Here is a 16113-nt window from a genome sequence, read left to right as displayed (position 1 = left end):
AACCTCCTCCCCCCGACCCTGGACTCTACTCGCGCAGCGTCAACCGCCCAGGGTTTTGACAATTTGCTGCGCCAACCCGCCAGCGATGTCCGGGCAAATGCCAAGCCAGGCCATGCCGCGTCAACTCTCGTCGGGTCTGAGGAACAGGGACCGCACGACGGGCCGCGGGGCAGTTTCCCGCAGCAATGCACTGGCGGGCCTCTGACGCACCACTTGCGGCCACCAGAACCACCGGCCGAGCAACGCGGCGATGGACGGAGTCATGAGCGCGCGCACCACCAGGGTGTCCAACAGCAGACCGATACCGATCGTGGAACCCACCTGGCCGATGATCCGCAGATCACTGGCCACCATCGACATCATGGTGAACGCGAACACCAGACCCGCTGCCGTCACGACCTTTCCACTACCGCCCATGGCCCGGATGATGCCGGTGTTGATCCCCGCGCCGATCTCCTCCTTCATCCGGGACACCAGCAGCAGGTTGTAGTCAGAACCGACGGCCAAAAGAACGATCACAGACATCGCGAGCACGAGCCAATGCAGGTTTATACCGAGAATGTGCTGCCAGATGAGCACTGACAACCCGAACGCGGCACCCAGCGAGAGGGCCACCGTACCCACGATGACCAGCGCAGCGATCAGGCTGCGCGTGACAAGCAGCATGATGACGAAAATCAGGCAGAGCGCGGCAACCCCCGCGATCAGCAGATCGTATGTCGAGCCGTCACGCATGTCATTGAACGTCGGGGCGGTACCGGCCAGGTAGATCTTGGCGTTCTCCAGAGGTGTCACCTTGAGCGCCTCTTCGGCCGCTCTCTTCACCGCGTCGACCCGCGAAATACCTTCGGGCGTCGCGGGATCCCCCCGGTGCGAAATGATGAAGCGGACCGATTTCCCGTCCGGCGAGAAGAACAGATTCATCGCGCGTTTGAAATCCTCGTTCTTCAGGACTTCGGGCGGAAGGTAAAAGGAGTCATCGTTTCGGGCCGCGTCGAATGCCTGGCCCATCGCGGTGGCGTTCTCGCTCATTTCATCCATCATCGCGATGGACCCCGCCATGGTGCTGTGCATGGTCAGGATGGCGGCCCTCATCGCCTTCATGCTCGAGATCATCTGAGGGAACTGGGCGATCATCTGCGGCATGAGCACGTCCAGCCGATCGGTCCCCAGGCTGAGCTCATGCACTCCGTCGGATACCGAATCGACCCCGTCGAGCGCGTCGAAAAGAGATCGCGTCGACCAGCAGAACGGTATGTCGAAGCAATGTGGCTCCCAATAGAAGTAATTGCGGATGGGCCGCCAGAAATCGTCGAAATCAGCGACATGGTCGCGCAACTCATCGGTGGCGGAATCCAATTCACGCGTGTCCTGCGTCATCAGATGAGTCGTATTGGCCATTTTCAGACCCACGTTGTAAAGGCGCTGCGTGATATTGATCATCGTGGTCAGATCGTCCGCCTGCTTCAACAGGTCATTCATGCGATTCCGCTGGAACGGCATCACCTGCTCTTGATTGGCATTCTGCAAGCTGAGCAGGAACGGTATCGACGTCCGATCGATCGGGTTGCCCTCGGGCCGGGTTATCGCCTGCACCCGGGATATGCCGGGGACGGCGAAAATCCCCCTGGCCACCTTGTTCAATATCAGTAGATCCGCCGGATTGCGCATATCGTGGTCGGCCTCGAGCATGAGGACGTCTGGCGTCATACGGGACTGCGGAAAGTGCCTCTCGGCGGCCGCGTATCCGACATTGGCAGGAATGTCGGCAGGCACATAGAGGCGATCGTTGTAGCTGGTCTGATAAGCCGGCAGCGCCAACAACCCGATGAGCGCGACCACACAGGCTGTGACGAGTACAGGTGCCGGCCATCGGACGATCGCCGTCGCCAGCCGCCGCCACCGCCGGACGATGATCTTGCGCTTGGGCTCGAACAACCCGAAACGACCGCCCACTGCGAGAACGGCCGGAACAAGCGTGAGGGCTACCGCGACTGCGACGACCATCGCCACGGCGGTCGGAACACCCATCGTCTGGAAATACGGCAGTCGAGCGAAACTCAGACAGAAGATGGCGCCGGCAATGGTCAGGCCGGAACCCAGAACAACCTTGGCCACACTTCGATACGTGGTGTAGAAGGCGGCGTCCCGGTCCTCGCCGGCCTGCCGCGCCTCCTGATAACGCCCGAGGAAAAATATGCCGTAGTCGGTTCCCACCGCGATCCCCAGCGATACCAGCAGATTGACCGAGAACGTCGACAGCCCGATGACCTGGTGCTCACCGAGGAACGCGACCACTCCACGAGCCGCCTGAACCTGGATCCCCACCATGACCAGAAGCAGGACCGCAGTGACGATCGAACGGTAGACCAGGAGCAGCATCGTGAGGATCACCACGAGCGAGACCACCGTGATCTTGATGATGGATTTGTCGCCGGCGTGGTTCATGTCCGAAACCAGGGGGGCGGGGCCCGTGACGTAAGCCTTCAGTCCCGGGGGCGGCGCTGTCCGACCCACGATGTCCCGGACTGCGTCCACGGACTCGTTCGCCAGCGATTCGCCTTGGTTACCAGCCAGATTCAGCTGAACATAGACGGACTTGCTGTCGGCGCTCTGGACGGCGGGCGCCGTGAGGGGGTCGCCCCAATAGTCCTGCACGTGCTGCACATGACGGGTGTCGGCTTTCAGCTGCCGAATCAAATCGCTGTAATAGCGGTGCGCCGCATCCCCGAGAGGTTGGTCTCCCTCCAGGACGACCATTGCCACACTGTCGGAGTCGGATTCGCCGAAGCTCTGGCCCATGCGCTGCGCCGCCTGGTACGACGGGGCATCTTTGGGAACCAGCGATACCGAGTACTGGCGTCCCACGTGTTCGAGCGACGGAACCGCGAAGGTCAGCACTGCGACGATCACCAACCAGCCGAGGATGATCGGCACTGCCAGCCGATGAATCGCCCTGGCAGTAAAAGGCGGCTTGTTGCTCACCGCGGTCAGCGTTCGTCGGGTTTGAGCAACAGGGAACGAACCAGCGGGCGAGGCCCGATCGGCCGCAGAAGCGCACTGGCGGGCCGCTGACGAACATGCAGCGGCCACCAGAACCATCTGCCCAGCAGAGCGGCGATGGACGGCGTCATGAACGCACGCACAACCAAGGTGTCGAAGAGCAGACCGATACCGATCGTGGAACCCACCTGGCCGATGGTGCGTACATCGCTGGCCAACAACGCCAACATGGTTGAGGCGAACACCAGACCCGCGATTGTCACCACCTTTCCGCTGCCGGCCATGGCGCGGATGATGCCCGTATTGATGCCCGCGCTGATCTCCTCTTTCATCCGGGACACCAACAGCAGGTTGTAGTCAGAACCGACAGCCAGAAGGATGATCAGTGAGATCGCCAGCACGATCCAGTTCAAATTGATGCCGAGGATGTGCTGCCAGATCAGTACCGACATGCCGAAAGCCGCGCCGAGAGAGAGCGCCACCGTCCCCACGATCACCATGGCCGCGACGAGGCTCCGAATCATGATCAGCATGATGATGAAAATGAGGCACAGCGCGGCGATTCCGGCGATCAGAAGGTCATAGGTGGACCCGTCCACCTGATCTTTCGCCATCGCCGAGCTGCCGGTGAGGTAGATCTTGGCGCTCTCCAGCGGCGTTCCCTTGAGCGCCTCCTCTGCAGCCGTTCTGAGCGGATTGACCCGCGCAATACCTTCGGGCGTCGCGGGATCGCCGCGCTGGGAGATGAGCAGGCGCGCCGTTTTCCCGTCTGGCGACAAGAACACGTCCATGACTCGCTTGAAGTCCGCGTTCTTGAAAACATCCGGAGGGATATAGAAGGAATCGTCATTCTGTGCGTCGTCGAACGCTCTGCCCATAGCAGTGGCGCCATCGGACATTTCGTCCATCTGCGCGAGGATGCCTGCCATGGTGCTGCGCATCGACAACATCATGGTCCGCGTGCTCTGCATGGTCGCGATCATGGCCGGGAACTGGGCGATCATCTGCGGCAGAAGCAGATTGAGTTGATCGAGATTTCCGATCAGCTGGTGCATCGTCACGGTGAGCTTGTCGACACCGTCGAGCGCCTCGAACAGTGCTTTCGTCGACCAGCACAGTGGGATGTTGAAGCAGTGGGGCTCCCAGTACAGGTAATTGCGAAGAGGTCGCCAGAAGTCGTCGAAATCCGCCATGTGGTCCCGCAATTCGAGCGTGACGTCTTCGAGGTCGTGCGTTTTGGTGACCACGTCATTGGTCGCGACCGCGAGTTGTTGCATGAGCCCGTACATGCGTTGCATCACGGCTATCGTTTTTGAAATCTCGTCGGCCTGGGTGAGCAGGTCATTCATCCGGGCCTTCTGAAACGGCAAAAGTTGCAATTGGCCGGCGTTCGAGGCGCTGATGATGAACGGAATCGTCGTGTGCTTGAGGGGAATACCCTCGGGCCGGGTCGCCGACTGCACCCGGGCAACCCCGGGCACGGACAGCACGCCCTTGGCCAGTTTGTTCAGTATCAGAAAATCTGCCGGGTTGCGCATGTCATGGTCGGCCTCGACCAACAAGATGTCGGGCGCCGCCATCAGCGACTGCTGGAAATGCCGGGCAGCAGCGTCATACCCGGCATTGGCGGGAATGTCTTTGGGCAGGTATTGCTGGTCGTTATAGCCGGGCTGGTAGGCAGGCAGCGCCAACAACCCGATCAGCGACACAGCGCACGCCGCGACGAGAATGGGTGCGGGCCAGCGAACGATCGCCGTGCCGATCCGGCGCCAGCGACGCACGATGATCTTGCGTTTGGGCTCGAACAACCTGAATCGACTACCCAGCGCGAGAACCGCCGGGATCAGCGTCAGTGCCACCGCAACCGCCACGACCATACCCAGCGCGCACGGAATACCAAGGGTCCGGAAGTAGGGCAAGCGGGTGAAGCTGAGGCAGAAAACCGCGCCGGCGATGGTCAATCCGGATGCCAGCACCACCGTGCCGACGCTGCGATACGTGGTGTAAAAAGCCTGTTCCTTCTCCTCGCCGTCTTGGCGTGCCTCTTGATAGCGCCCGACGAAAAATATGCCGTAGTCGGTTCCTGCCGCGATGCCGAGCGTCACCAGAAGGTTGACGGCATAGGTGGAAAGCCCGATGTAGCCGTGATCAGCGAGAAGTGCCACTACCCCTCGGGCGACCTGTAATTGGATGCCCACCAGGAACAGCAGAATCACGGCGGTGAAGATCGAACGGAAGAAGAACAGCAGCATCGTCAGGATCACCGCGAGGCTCAGGCCCGTGACCAGGAGGACCGTCCGGTTGCCGCTCGCGCTCAAATCCGCGACCATGGCCGCCGGGCCGGTGACATAGGCCTTGATCCCCGGTGGCGGCGGACTCCGGTCGACGATGCCCCGGACCGCCTCCAGGGATTCATTCGACAATGCTTGGCCGAGGTCGCCCGCGAGACCCATCTGGACGTACACGGCCTTGTTATCGGCGCTTTGGGCCGCGCCGGCGGTAAGCGGATCCCCCCAGAAATCCTGCACATGCTGCACATGCACCGTGTCGGCTCTCAGCTGACGAACCAGATCGTTGTAATAGCGGTGCGCCTCGTCACCGAGGGGCTGTTCGCCCTCCAAGACGATGATCGCCGCACTGTTCGAGGTGGCTTCGCCGAAGTTCGTACCCATCCGCTGGATCGCCTCGAACGAAGGCGCGTCGTTGGGGATCAGCGATACGGAATGCTCTTTCTCCACCTGCTCCAGCGGGGGGACGACCGCGCTCAGGACGTAGGCGATCACCAACCAGCCGAGGATGATCGGCACCGCCAACAGACGGATCATCCGCGCAATGAATGGCGGTTTGGTGCTGGTCGCCTGGCTACTCATGCGGCCTTCAGGAGGCAGTAGGTGAACGCGCTTTCCCCGGTCTCGACTTTCTCTGCCTTGACCTTGTCATCCACGATGATGCGGCAGCCGATTCTGTTGCTATCGCCCTGCGCGATGACGTTGACCATGGATGTGGCCTCGGTCATCGGGAACTTCAACGACCATGGAAGGCTTGCTCCTTCAACGAACCGCGGCTCGGCATCAACGTCGAAATAGCTGATGTTCGCCACTGTCCCAGGCGGGCCGAACACCTCGTACACCAGTTGTTTGGGGTCGTAGGGCTTACGTTTCTCGAGCTCGGTGTCGGCGTACGCGGGCCGGGTCCCCGAACCGAACACACCGTGCAGCCGCATGACGGTGAACCCCCCGGCACCGAGGACCACCAATACCAACAGCGGAATCCAGAGCCGCTTCAGAACCCCCAATTCACGAACCCCCTTGAATCCGCGGCCTAATCCGGACTATCCGCGCCACGCGAACCGGCGAGGCACGTCGACCGACACCCAAGAGAGGCCGGCGACTCAAATGTGGCAGGCATCTCGCTCCTGCCGTAAATGGGTGTCACGGCAAGCATGCAGCAGCTCGGGCAGGACAATCCGAACCTGACCAGTAGAGCATTCAGGCGACCTCCATATCTGTCCATTCCCAAGGTGATACGGGATCGTAATGCATTTGGCGGGGCCTCCGACGCGGAACGGAATTTAACGCGGCTAACGGTTGTCACGGAACTGAATGGCCATTGTTTGATTCTGCAAAGAAGTTCAGGATTGCCGAGTTCACCGCATTCGGCCGTTCCAGGAAGCCAAGGTGGCCGGCGTCAGCGATCTCGAGATAGCGCCCGTTCGGCAGGGCATCCGCCATCTCGGCTCCAAGATGCGGGGGCATCACCAGGTCGTCGGCGAATCCGATCACGAGCACCGGCGTGGTGATCGTCCGGTAGGCGGGCCGGCGGTCGTGCTGCGGGGCTACGCCGTACTGAGCGCGGATCCCTGGCGTCAGCTTCGACGGCCACCTGGTGAACATGTCGATCCAGTCCCGAACAGAATCCTCATTGTTCAAGGTTCTCGGTGAAAAGCTCTCCAGTAGGCGCAGTTTCGCCTCGTACGTAGCTGGCAACTGGACACCGGCATTGGCGAGATCCCGTTCGGCGATGCGAAAGAACTCGCGCGTACGGTCGTGACGCCCGCGGGTGGCCATCAGCACGGACTGGCTGACCAACCCGGGCTGGGACAGCATCAGTTCCTGTGCGATATACGAGCCCATCGAGACCGCCACCACCCGGACCGGTGCGAGATCGAGGCGTTCGATCAACTCCGCCGTGTCAGCCACCATCGTCGCCGAGGTGAAGCCATCGGCATCCGACGTCGCGCCCACACCCCTGTTGTCGAAGGTGATGACCCGATAGCCGGCGGCGCGGAATGCGGGCACCTGGTAGAGATCCCAGGTCCGTCCGACGCCGCCCTGGCCTGCGATGAACAGCACAGGGTCGCCGTCGCCGCGGTCTTCATAGGCCAGGTTCACTTGCCACCCGCCCGCATAGGCACCTATGCGTCCAGACGGGCGAACTCGCCCTGCCGGTACTGGTCGACACACGCCGCGCGCCGGACCTTGCCGCTTGTGGTGATCGGAATCGAACCCGGCGGCACCAGAACCAGATCCGCGACACCCAGGCTGTGGGCGTTGAAGATCGCCGAGGTTACTTCACGTTTTACGGCAGTGAGCTGATCCGCGGGCGCCTCGGGCGACTCGGCCCGCTTCCTGACTTCGATGATGACGACGAGCTTCTCGGTATAGCCGTCCGGGACGGCTATGGCTGCACACCGGCTCCGGCTGATCTCCTGGATCGTCGCCTCGATGTCGTCGGGAGAATGGTTACGCCCGTACACGATCAGCAGATCCTTGATGCGACCGATGACAAACAACTCGTCTTCGAACATGAAGCCCGAGTCCCCGGTACGGAGCCAGGGGCCCTCCGGTGTGCCGGCCGACGGAACGACAAGTCTCGCACCGAAAGTTGAATCGGTTTCCTGTGGTCTGTGCCAGTAACCGCTGGCGACGTTGTCGCCGTACACCCAGATCTCCCCGACGGTTCCGGGCGGACACTCGGTCCGGGTCTCGGAATCCACGATCCGGATCGTCGGCGAGACCGGGATGCCGTAGCTGACCAGGGGGGTGCCCGCTCCGTTCTGGCAGCGCTGCGCGGTGCCCGAAGTCAGCGACTCGGAGTCGAAGCGCACGATCGCCGGTGGTTCACCCGATTCGCGCGTTGCGATATACACCGTCGCCTCGGCCATCCCGTAGGAAGGGCGTATCACCGTTGCGCCCAGGTTCAGCCGGGCGAAGCGCTGGGTGAAGCGCTCGAGCGTCGCCGGGTGCACACGCTCACTGCCGGTGATGATGACGAGGACATCCGAGAGGTCGAGCCCGGCCATGTCATCGTCCGATGTCTTGCGCACCGCCAGTTCAAACGCGAAGTTCGGTGCGGCCGTGTAGGTGCGGCCTTTGGTCGCGAGCATCTGCATCCACCGGGCGGGCCGTTGCAGGAACGCCACCGGGCTCATCACCACGGCCGGGACTCCTGCCAGTACCGGCGCGCAGACTCCCAGATACAAGCCCATGTCGTGATAGAACGGCAGCCAGGAAACAATTGTCGAGCCCTCTGGAACGACGTTTCCGAAATCGGCGAAATAGCCCGACATCAGCTGTTCAAAATTCGCCAACAGGTTCCGGTGGGACATCATGACCCCGGCCGGCTGACGAGTCGACCCGGATGTGTACTGCAGATATGCCGTGTCCGTCCGAGGTGCGCCCTGCGACCCGGAGCCTGCCGGGGCATTGAAGTCCAGCGTGTCGACCTCGACGATCGCCGGGGCGGATACGGAATGCGATCCGACGTAATCGGCCACAGCGCCGGAAACAACCGAGGTGGTGAGGATGACCGTCGGTGCCGCGTCCTGAAGCACCGAGCTGACCCGCTCATCGCTGACACCTCCGAGCGGAACCGCCAACGGAACCGCGATCAGTCCCGCCTGCAGCGCGCCGAAGAAGGCGACTATGTAATCCAGGCCCTGTGGCGCCAGGATGAGGGCGCGGTCGCCCGGCGAGCCCGAACCGGCGAGCTCTCGCGCGACGCTGCAGGCACGCCGATACAGCTGCGAATACGTCAGGCTCTCTTCCGAGCCATCCCAGTCTTTTTCATAGTCAACAAAAGTCACCGCCGTGTCGTCGCCCTGCAGGCCAGCACGTTCCCGCAGCAGCGTCAAAATGGATGCCTCGCCCACGGAGGTCAGGGTATCGCGGTAATCGTGACCATATATCCGGAAACCGTCAGCAAATTCTATATCGATGACAAAATGAATCACAACGACGTCATTCTTCCCCGCCCAGCGATGGATGGCGAAGCAACGATGCACAGGCAGCAATGCTGTTTGATCTTGACTGTCATGGGGTTTCCCTGGCGATGACCACGAAGTTCTTGAAATCGTGGGTATCTCGCAGACGGATTGATCAGATTCTGAGACAACATTCTGCAGCGAACATACTGTTATTGATTGTGATCGCCCGCGGACGGGCGTTGAGCCACTAATGGCCGTGCGACACCGCCGGCCTAATTCTGCGGCTCGACGCACGAATACCGGGCATCGAGCCTGACAGCGGCCGAACCGCGGAAAGGCCTGCCAGGAGGAGGGGCAATTGACCGCATCTGAGATCGTGCACGGGGGGCTCCCAGGCGCCGATGCCTGGATCGCTGCGCCTCGCGTGCCCGTCACGCCGGTTACTCCGGTTGCTGTCATCGGCATGTCCTGCCGGCTGCCCGGCGGCATCGACTCGCCCGAGCGCCTGTGGGAGGCGTTGATTCGGGGCGATGACCTGGTCACCGAGGTTCCGCCCGACCGGTGGGACGCCGACGAATACTACGACCCCGAACCCGGGGTCCCAGGTCGGTCGGTGTCGAAATGGGGCGCGTTCCTCGACGACGTCGCCGGCTTCGATGCCGAGTTCTTCGGTATCAACGAACGCGAGAGCACGGCGCTCGATCCGCAGCACCGATTGTTGCTGGAGACTTCCTGGGAGGCCATGGAGCACGCGGGACTGACGCGAGAAGCGTTGTCAGACTCGCTGACCGGTGTATTCGTCGGATTGACGCACGCCGACTACCAGATGCTGGCCGCCGATGCTCAGTCCTTGGAGGCGGCATACGGCTTCAGCGGCAACAACTTCAGCCTGGCGTCCGGGCGGATCGCCTACGCACTCGGAGTGCACGGTCCTGCGCTCACCGTGGACACCGCGTGTTCCTCCGGCCTGACCGCGGTGCACCTGGCGTGCCGCAGCCTGCACGAGGGTGAGAGCGACCTCGCCCTGGCCGGCGGCGCGACATTGGCGTTGGACCCGCGCAAGTTCGCCTCGGGTTCAGCTGAGGGAATGCTCTCGGCGACCGGCCGTTGCCACGCGTTCGATGCCGCGGCTGACGGTTTCGTAGGCGGTGAAGGCTGCGTCGTGGTCTTGCTCAAGCGGTTACCCGACGCGGTGAGAGACGGGGACCGAATCCTGGCAGTGGTGCGCGGTACGGCCGCCAATCAGGACGGTCATACCGTGAATATCGCGACGCCATCGGATGCCGCACAGACCGCGGTGTACCGAGCGGCATTGGCCGCGGCCGGGGTCGACCCCGCTACGGTCGGCATGGTCGAGGCGCACGGCACCGGCACGCCGGTGGGTGACCCGATCGAATACTCCAGTCTGGCCAAGGTGTACGGCGTCGACGGCCCCTGTGCGCTGGCATCGGTGAAGACCAATATGGGGCATGCGCAGGCGGCCTCTGGAGCCATCGGGCTGATGAAGGCGGTTCTCGCCGTGCAGCACGGCGAGGTTCCACAGAACCTGCATTTCACCCGTCTGCCCGATCAGCTCGCCGCGATTCAAACCAATCTCTTTGTGCCCCAGGTGACAACACCGTGGTGCACCAACGGGCATCATCCCCGGCGGGCGGCGGTGTCGTCGTACGGGCTGTCGGGGACCAATGTGCACGCCATCCTGGAGCAGGCACCGGTCGCGGCGTCAGAACCCGTAGCAGCAGACTCGCCGCCCCCTGCTTCGGCGGCGCCCATGCTGTTCCCGCTCTCGTCCACCTCGGCCGAAGGACTGCGCCACACCGCCGGCCGGCTGGCCGGCTGGGTGCAGACACACGAGGATGTCGCCCTGCCGGATCTGGCCTATACGTTGGCGCGACGGCGTGTGCACCGACCGGTGCGCACCGCGGTCAGCGCGAGCACCCGACCCGAACTCATCACAGCGTTGCGTGAGGTCGCCGACGGCGAAACTCCGTATCAAGCCGCGGTCGGGCGCGATGACCGAGGTCCGGTCTGGGTGTTCTCCGGTCAGGGTTCGCAGTGGGCGGGAATGGGTGCCGAACTCTTGGCGACCGAACCGGTGTTCGCCGCCACCGTGGCGCAGGCCGAGCCCATCATCGCTGCCGAGTCCGGGTTCTCGGTGACCGTGGCGATGTCTTCGCCAGAGGTCGTGACCGGTCAGGACCGGCTACAGCCGACGTTGTTCACCATGCAGGTAGCCATGGCCGCCACCATGAAGGCTCACGGGGTGCGCCCCGGCGCGGTCGTCGGCCACTCCCTCGGCGAGGGTGCGGCAGCTGTCGTGGCAGGGGCGCTGTCGTTGGAGGACGGGCTGCGCCTCATCTGCCGCCGGTCCCGGCTCATGTCTCGAATTGCCGGAAAAGGCGCCACGGCGGCGGTGGAAATGCCTGCCAAGCAGGTACTTTCGGAGTTGACCGGCCGCGGCATCAACGATGTCGTTGTGGCAGTGGTGGCTTCGCCACAGTCCACTGTCATCGCAGGCACCACACAGACGGTGCGCGATCTCGTCGCCGATTGGGAACAGCGTGGGGTGATGGCCCGGGAAGTCCCGGTCGATGTCGCCTTCCATTCACCTCAGGTGGAACCGATCGTCGGCGACCTGGCCGAAGCGCTCGCCGATCTCAAACCGATGACACCGGAGATTCCGTTCTATTCGGCGACCCTGTTCGACCCTCGCGAACAGCCGGTATGCGATGCCGACTACTGGGTGACCAACATGCGCCGGATGGTGCGGTTCGCCACCGCAGTACAGGCTGCGTTGGAGGACGGCTACCGCGTCTTCGCCGAACTGTCGCCACATCCGCTGCTCACCCGGGCCCTGGAGCAGACGGCCGGCAGCCGCGAAACACCGATGGCCGCGCTCGCGGCGATGCGCCGCGGGCAATCGATGCCGAACGGTTTGCGCAGTCTCCTCATCGATCTGCACAGTGCAGGCGCCGCGGTCGACTTCTCGGTGCTCTCCCCCAGCGGTCAGCTGGTTGAGGCGCCGCTGCCGACCTGGACGCACCGCCGACTGTGGCTCAGCGGTGGTGGCCAGGAATCGCCGACCCACGGTGGCTGCACCATCGCGGTTCACCCGCTGTTGGGCGCCAACGTCCGGCTGCACGAGGAACCCGAACGCTACGTGTGGCAGGCCGATGTCGGCACCGCCGCCCAGCCATGGCTCGCCGATCACCAAATACGCACCGTTGCAGTACTTCCGGGAGCCGCGTACTGCGAGATGGCACTGGCCGCCGCGCGAACTGTGCTGGGTGAAGCGTCCGAAGTCCGCGACATCAGGTTCGAGCAGGCGCTGCTTCTGGACGACCAGACGGTGGTCGGAGCCTCCGCCTCCATGTCGTCCCCCGGCGTCGCCGCCTTCACCATCGAGACCGATGAGGAAGGCCAGCAAGCGCGGCATGCGACCGCAGTCCTGCATCCTGCAGCGGATGAGCAACCGCCTGCGTATGACATGTCCGCAGCCCTTGCCGCCCATCCCTGCGACGAGGACGGCGCCGAGGTGCGTAATCGCGTGGGCCAGCATGGCATTCAATACGGCCCGGCATTCACCGGCCTGGTGACCGTGCGCACCGGCGAGGCGGAAGTCCGCACGGTGCTCGCCGAGGTCGCACTCCCCCGCTCGATCCGCTCACAGCAGGATGCGTATGGCGTGCACCCGGCACTTCTGGACGCCTGCTTCCAATCGGTCGAGGCGCATCCCGCCGTCCAGGCGCTCGGCGGCGACGCGCTGGGACTACCTCTGGGCGTGCGACGACTACGCACCTACGGCTCGGCCCGCAACGCGCACTATTGCCACACGCGACTGATCAAAGCCGACGCGAGCGGTATCGAGGCCGACATAGATGTACTCGACAAGGACGGCACCGTCCTGCTGAGCGTGCAGGGGCTGCGCCTGGGCACCAGCGCCTCCGGAAGCGGACACGATGATCAGGTATTCAGCGAGCGACTGCTGACCGTCGAATGGCGACAACGGGAACTGCCGGAGGTGGAATACGCCGAAGCCGGATCCTGGCTGCTGATCAGTGCCTCCGATGGTCCCGATGTGGCCGCCGAGAAGTTGAGCAGCATCTTGAAAGATCGTGGCGCACAGTGCACCACCATGAGTTGGCCCAACCAGGCCGACGACTCACTGACCTGCGTGCAGCTCGGCGACCATCTGCGGGCGGGCCGATTCACCGCCGTGGTGATCCTGACGTCGCCGAACAACGGTGACCACGCTGACCAGTCGCCATTGCTGGGCCGCGAGTACGTGCGTCATCTCGTGCACATCACCCGCGAACTACCGGAGATGAGCGGAGAACTACCTCGCCTGTACGTCGTGACCCGCAACGCCCAGACGGTGGTGGCCGGCGACGTGGCCAATCTGGACCAGGCTGAGCTACGAGGTTTGATCCGGGTCATCGGCACCGAACATCCGCACCTGACCGCCACCCAGATCGACACGGACGAGGCCACCGACATAGAGCAGGTGGCGCGACAACTCCTCAGCGGATCGGACGAGGACGAAACCGCGTGGCGCAACGGCCGGTGGTATGCCGCGCGGTTGTGCCTCGCCCCGCTGCGCCCCGAGGAACGGCAGACCACCGTCGCCCATCTCGAACGCGACTGCATGCGACTGCAGATCCGTACGCCGGGAGACCTGGAGTCGATGGAACTTGTTGCGTGCGAGCATGTTCCCCCTGGGCCGGGACAGATCGAGGTCGCGGTCAGCGCGTCCAGCATCAACTTCGCCGACGTGCTGGTCGCGTTCGGTCGCTACCCCGCCTTCGATGGTCACCTTCCGCAGCTCGGCATCGACTTCGCCGGGGTGGTGACCGCGGTCGGGCCCGACGTGACCGACCACAAGGTCGGCGATCGTGTCGGCGGTCTGTGCGCCGACGGCTGTTGGGGCACGTTCGTCACGTGCGACGCACGCCTGGCCGCCACGTTGCCGACCGGCCTGACCGACGCCGAGGCGGCCGCGCTGACCATCGCGACGGCCACCGCCTACTACGGGCTCAACGATATGGCCCGGATCAGATCCGGCGACAAGGTGCTGATCCACTCGGCGACGGGCGGGGTCGGGCAGGCGGCGATGGCCATCGCCCGCGCTGCCGGCGCGGAGATCTTCGCCACCGCCGGTAGCGAGCAGCGTCGGCAACTGCTGCGCGACATGGGTGTTGAGCATGTGTACGACTCGCGGAGTCTTGAATTCGCCGGTCAGATTCGCCAGGACACCGATGGGTACGGCGTAGACATCGTGCTGAATTCGGTCACCGGCGCCGCCCAGCGCGCCGGGCTGGAATTGCTGGCATTCGGTGGGCGATTCGTGGAGATCGGTAAGCGGGATATCTACGGCGACACCCGGTTGGGGCTCTTCCCCTTCCGGCGCAACTTGTCGTTCTATGCCGTCGATCTGGCGCTGATGTCCGTCAGCCATCCGGACCGGCTACGGGAGTTGCTCGAAACGGTGTACCTGCTGACCGCGGAGGGTGATCTGCCGATGCCGGAGGTTACCCACTACCCGCTTGCCGACGCCGCCACCGCGATTCGGATGATGAGCGGCGCGCAGCACACGGGCAAGCTCGTGCTCGACATTCCACACACCGGCTCCAGTCGGCTTGTGGTTCCGCCGGCACAGGTGCGGGTGTTCCGGCCCGACGGCGCATACATCGTCACCGGTGGCCTCGGGGGTCTCGGATTGTTCATTGCCGAGAAGATGGCGGCCCGCGGATGTGGACGTATTGTGCTGTCCTCTCGCTCGCAGCCGACCGCTGAGGCATCGGCGATCCTCGAGCGCATCCGCGCGACCGGTGTTGACGTACTCGTCGAGTGCGGCGACATCGCCGAACCCGGCACCGCGGAGCGGTTGGTGGCTACGGCAACCGCCGGTGGGCTCGTTGTTCGCGGGGTATTGCATGCCGCGGGCGTGATCGAGGATGCCGCGCTGACCAACATCACCGATGACCTCATCGACCGGGACTGGGCACCAAAGGTTTACGGCGCGTGGAATCTGCACACCGCCACCGCGGAACAGCCTCTGGACTGGTTCTGCTCGTTCTCGTCGGCAGCCGCGCTGGTCGGCTCCCCCGGGCAGGGCGCCTATGCTGCCGCGAACAGCTGGCTGGACGCCTTCAGCTTGTGGCGCCGATCCCAGGGGTTGCCGGGCACGGCTATCGCGTGGGGCGCCTGGGGGCAGATCGGCCGCGGCACCGCCCTGGCCGAGGGCGCCGGAATCGCCATTGCCCCCGACGAAGGCGCGTATGCGTTCGAAGCTCTTCTGCGTCATGACCGCGCCTACACCGGATACGCGCCGATCGCGGGTGCGCCGTGGCTGTCGGTGTTCGCCGAACGCAGCCCCTTCGCCGAGGCGTTCCGCTCGACCGGCCAAAGCGCGACGGGCACCAGCAAGTTGCACGCCGAACTCGACGAACTGCCACCGGAGGAGTGGGCGGGCAAGTTGCGGCATGTGATCTCCGATCAGGTAAGCGTGATCCTGCGCCGCAGTGTCGATCCGGACCGTCCTCTCTCCGAGTACGGCATGGACTCGCTGGGAGCGCTCGAGCTCCGGACCCGCATCGAAAACGAAACAGGTATACGGATCTCGGCCACCGGAATCACGACCGTGCACGGCTTGGCAGACCTGCTGTGCGAAAAGCTCCTGCCCGCAGGAGCTGCCTGACATGCCGAGGGCCCAGGGATGCGTCGGGTCGCCAACAGCAAATACCCCAGTGGGCGGTGAAGCCGAGCCGTCCGCGGATCGACCCAGCCATGTTCCGAGCCTCGCGCCGGCCCGTCGGGTGCATCAGCCGTCTCTACCGACCCAGCGCCAACAGGTTCTGACGCGTCCCGAGTCGATCGACAGCTCTTGATCGGCATTTCGACGGCCA

General features: G+C 63.9%; 6 protein-coding genes. 1 reads left to right on the top strand and 5 read right to left on the bottom strand.

What is annotated here, in order from left to right; all coding sequences use genetic code 11:
- Positions 1-120 precede the first annotated feature (120 nt).
- The 5 genes from AB0I14_RS18400 to AB0I14_RS18380 form a co-directional block, all read right to left on the bottom strand.
- Positions 121-2985, bottom strand: coding sequence for an RND family transporter (locus tag AB0I14_RS18400; RefSeq protein ID WP_358024441.1), 2865 nt, complete (start codon positions 2983-2985; stop codon positions 121-123).
- Between the two features lie 5 nt (positions 2986-2990).
- Entirely contained in the window at positions 2991-5873 is a 2883-nt protein-coding gene (locus AB0I14_RS18395) for an RND family transporter (RefSeq protein ID WP_358024437.1), read from the bottom strand.
- On the bottom strand, positions 5870-6289 hold the full coding sequence (locus tag AB0I14_RS18390) for an MmpS family protein (RefSeq protein WP_358025450.1): 420 nt from the start codon (positions 6287-6289) through the stop codon (positions 5870-5872). The genes AB0I14_RS18395 and AB0I14_RS18390 overlap by 4 nt, the downstream gene beginning before the upstream one ends.
- Positions 6290-6593: 304 nt before the next feature.
- Entirely contained in the window at positions 6594-7394 is an 801-nt protein-coding gene (locus AB0I14_RS18385; RefSeq protein WP_358024434.1) for an alpha/beta hydrolase, read from the bottom strand.
- Between the two features lie 23 nt (positions 7395-7417).
- Positions 7418-9154 carry an AMP-binding protein gene (locus AB0I14_RS18380; protein ID WP_358025448.1) on the bottom strand — a complete coding sequence of 579 codons (1737 nt, stop codon included), beginning with the start codon at positions 9152-9154 and terminating at the stop codon, positions 7418-7420.
- Between the two features lie 478 nt (positions 9155-9632).
- Here AB0I14_RS18380 and pks2 point away from each other — a divergent pair, with 478 nt between their 5' ends.
- Complete coding sequence (pks2, locus tag AB0I14_RS18375) at positions 9633-15905, top strand: sulfolipid-1 biosynthesis phthioceranic/hydroxyphthioceranic acid synthase (protein ID WP_358025446.1); 6273 nt, start codon at positions 9633-9635, stop codon at positions 15903-15905.
- Positions 15906-16113: the final 208 nt, after the last annotated feature.

It is taken from the genome of Mycobacterium sp. NPDC050441, assembly GCF_040655355.1.
Taxonomy (GTDB): domain Bacteria; phylum Actinomycetota; class Actinomycetes; order Mycobacteriales; family Mycobacteriaceae; genus Mycobacterium.
Note: the sequence above shows the minus strand (reverse complement) of the source record. Positions and strands in the feature narration are given on the sequence as shown.